We start from the raw sequence: 4,252 nt of genomic DNA, 5'->3' as shown, positions 1-4,252 counted from the left end.
CGTGTTATCTAAGTCATAACCGAACGGAGCTTTTGTTTCAACGAATTGATAGTCGCCAGGGCGTAATTCAACAGTAATAACGCCTTTATCATTTGTAGTTAAACCTGTTTTAACGTCAGCGCCATTTTTATCAACGACCTTAAAGACAGCTCCATCAAGCTTCACTTTGTTGTTGTCAGCGTCAACTTTGGTTAGCTTAGCTTTACCTTTAATAATATCGTTTTTTACGGTTACTTTTGAAGGGTCGGCATCGATTGTCACTGTTTGTTGGTCATCGATAGCAACGTGATATCCTGAAGGTGCGCTATCTTCCTTTAAGATGTAGTCGCGATAGAGCAAGTTGTTAAAGGAAACGATACCTTGATCATTCGTTGTACCTGTTTTAATGGCAATGTTTCCAAAACGATCGTATAAGGTAAACGTTGCTCCTTCTAGAGGCTCATTCGTTTCGCTGTCCACTTTCTTTACCTCAAGGCTACCAAGTTCACCAGATCCGCCACCGCTACCAGATATTTGTACTCTGAATGAAGCGCTAGAAGATGGTGGATCTTCTGATAATCCACTTCCTTCAAATGTTGCGTTATTAGAAATAATTTCTCCATTAGCAGCATTGATATAGGACGTGTATTCTAGGACGTAAGGTTCCTGAATGGTGTTTGAAAAATTCAGAGTAAAGCTTTCTTGTCCTGATTCTTCGTCTCTATGAATTTCGAGCTCGTAATCTTTTCCTTCTTCTAGCACATTAGATGTATCTTTCTTTACAGTCCCGTTTTTGGAAACTGTTGTACCATATAATTTGAAGGAGTCTTCGATATATAGTTGATTGTTACTAGGTTTATCCGTGATTACGACGTCAGAAACAGTGGATTGTCCTTTGTTAATGTCGACACGCCACTTCGCGGAAAGTCCGTCTTGTTTACCTGATTTTTCTGTATAACTTCCACCGTTTTTCACACTTACGGTTGCATCCTGTTCAAACATTTTTTCGTCAGCATTTTTAAAGGTTGCTGTATTATTATAGGATGGAACAGTATGGTGGTCTTTTAACGTTGTGTTGTATCGTATAAAGTATGCTGAATCAATAGAATCATTAAAGTCAATTCTGAATCCAGGGTTACCTTGCTCATCTTCTGGGAAGGATAACGTATAATCTTTCCCTTCTTCTAATTGATTCCCTATGTTTATTTCGTTTGGCCCACCATTGAGTGTCATCTCATACACTTTAATTGAATCTTTCAGAAGTGTTTGATCACCTAGAATAAAGTCTTCTACAGACGGGTCTGCATAATGTTGTAAGTTATAGTTAACCCCAATATCCCATGTGATTTCTTTCGTCTGTGCGTTGTATGAACCGCCTTTAAATCCATTGTTTTTTGTATAATTGTCAGGGTTAAACGGTTCCTCATCTTCGTGAACCTCTTTTTTTCCAGCTTCATTTTCCCATTCAAAATGAACCGTGTTTAGAAATTTGTTTTTTCCATCGTTAAGCGTTTCAAAATCGAAATGAGTCGTGTAGGTTAGTGTTATTGGTTTATCGATTGTAACATTAAAAGTAATCTTAAAACCGTTCTCATTAACTTGAACGTTATAGTCTTTTCCTTGCTCTAATTCTTTAATGTTAATGGTGTCCTCTTTTAACGTTAATCCGCCATTTGTAAAGGTATCCGTAATAACTAAATGGTTCATTACATGGGAATCTTGATTAATGTCAACTTTCCAATCAACCGTTTTCTCATTGTATTTCACCTTGCCATGCTTTTTGATTCCGATTTGTTGAGAGACTCCTTGATCGACGCTAGATTCGTTGTCACCATAGGAAACGGTGTTTGTAATCTTCTCTGCATCAAAGACGCGATCATCTGCTTTGGTTGTATAAGTGATGATATAGGCTTTGGAAATGTCCTCGGTAAATTGTAATTCAAAACCTTCTTTGTTGTTTGTCGTATCTGTGATGTCTTTGATCTTGTAATTATTTACGATATCACCAGGTATGCCTTTTCCATCACTATCAATGGTTATTTCTCTTACTTCAAGAGAACCATCTACTAGATGCATAGAATCGTTGAACAAGTCTTTTAGTATAGCATCTTGTTTCGCAATGTCTTTCTCGTTGTAATTAAACTTAATCTGCCATTCAATCGTTTGATTGGCAGAGTCATATTTGCCTTTAGCTTTCTCTAAAGGTTTTCCTCGGCCTACTGAAATTGTAGAAGAGGCGGTTAAATCATCGAGATTATCACTAGAAACGGTGGCTTTATTGGTATAGTTCTTTCCATCCTCATCCGTAATATCAGTAGTGAATTCGACGCGATATGCTTCAGATATAGTACCGAAATCAATGGTCACATTTCCGTCATCTGTTGAAGTAGCGAATTGCTTTGTTACTTCTTCACCCTTGGAAACGTTCCCTTGCACGTCAACATTTAATTTGTAAATCTTAATAGAATTTTTTTGCAACTCCTGGCCATCTAAAATGGGGTCTTGGAAGGTAGCGTTTTCTAGTTTATCTAAACCTTTGTTAAAGTCTACTTCCCAGTGAATTTCATTGGCATTGTAATGTTTATCTGGAGTGCCTCGTTTATCAATCGTATTCTTTACGTCTGGTTTTACTTTTATCGGAATATCAACTCTATCTCCATCTATCTCAAATGGAATGTCTTGTTCAGGGTCACCTGTTAAATCTTCTGTCAGCTTTGTTGCAAAATTCACATAACCTTCAATGTTTGATAGTTGTTCAATCTTTTCGTTGAACGTAAGGGTAACTTTTCCTGACTCATCCGCGATAAATGTACCAATACTACCCCCGTTAAATGTAAGGTCACCGGCAGCAACTCCACTTATTTTGAATTGTTCTGGAAAATCAAATGTATATGCGGACCCAGCTTCATAACCGTGATTGTTTGGTAATGCGAATTTGTATTCTATATTTACTACATCACCGAGCTTTAATGGGTTATTAGGATTCTCATCTTCATTAATAATTTCTCCATCTTCATCCGTTAGGGTAACATCGGTTAAAATGTTCTCTTTAATAGGTCCAGCTTTAGCGACCTTTCCATTACTTTTCTGTTTGTCCGTATTTGTCGCATCTTGTTCATTGTCCTTCTTACTTGCAGCGTTTTTATCATCAGAAGACTTGTCTTGTTGCTTATCCGCATCTTGCGTACTAGCATTCTCTTTCTTGTTTATCGTGTCGTCTTCATGGTTTTGCGCTGCTGAATCAGATGCATCCTCACCATTATTGCTTTGTTCCTCTTTAGAACTTTGGTGAGTATTATTTTGTCCGTTTTCTTCTTGAGCACTTGTGTCTTTTTCTGTATCAGGACTTTGTTGCTCTTTCGAAGTAGATTTCTGTGATTCCGTCGTTTCCCACGTTACTGGTAATTCGAAAATGGTTCCTGAATCTGCAACAAATGAAAAGTTCTCTTTGTTTAATTCATCTGTGGTTATTGCAGCAGAAACGTGGAAATCCCCTTGTTTCTTTTCTTGAAATTCATCAAAGTTAATGGTTAAAGTGGCATCCTTCGAAACGCTATACGTGCCGATTTCAGTACCGTCTTTCGTAGTGAGTGAAGCTTTTTCCACTATGGTTGGTTGTACTTGTGTTGGAAGTTGAACAGAGTATTTTTTTTGTTTCTCTATTTGTTCTGGTCCCACTTCCCAGTTGAGTGCGAATTGTATCTTTTGCCCCGCACGTAAAGGCGTCTCTTGATCAATTTGACTATTTTGTTCATCTAACAATGTTATGTCTGTAATTACATCGTTGCTTTGGTTTGCTTGAGCAAAAGCTTGCATCGGTAACATCAAACTAGTTGTTATGGTTTGAAACAACAATAATACGATGAGACTTACAGCACCTATTTGTTTTCTCATGTGATTTCCCCTTTAAAATTAAACACAAATAGTGATTGAGCCTATGAAGAGTGCGTTTCTCTACCTCATCTTATGTTATTCAACCATAGAGTAAAGTTATTTAATTGTCTGAAGTGATTTTCTTGTCCTTATTACCTCCTTTTTTTGTATCCTCATGATGCCGCATGCAAAGTAGTTCTTTAAATGTGTAAAACCTTTGTGCATGAGGTAGAGAATTGCATCGTTCCATTATTTTAACTTGTTTCATAGGACAATCCTAGAATTCATTAAATCAAATAATGCATGGTAAATCAATGAATTGGTTTATGTTTCCTGTTAAAATATAAAAAAACAAGGGTGATTAGTCATGAGGCCACTGAAAAAGTCCACTTAAAAGGAC

Annotated in this window: 1 protein-coding gene; it reads right to left on the bottom strand. The window is 37.1% G+C overall.

Annotated elements, in window-relative coordinates; all coding sequences use genetic code 11:
• Positions 1-3,873, bottom strand: a 3,873-nt coding sequence (locus tag N784_RS15480) for a collagen binding domain-containing protein (RefSeq protein WP_084600304.1), incomplete at its 3' end; no start/stop codon positions are given.
• Positions 3,874-4,252 lie beyond the last annotated feature (379 nt).

The sequence above is a fragment of the Pontibacillus litoralis JSM 072002 genome (assembly GCF_000775615.1).
Classification (GTDB): Bacteria; Bacillota; Bacilli; order Bacillales; family BH030062; genus Pontibacillus; species Pontibacillus litoralis.
This window is presented reverse-complemented; position numbering and strand designations above follow the sequence as displayed.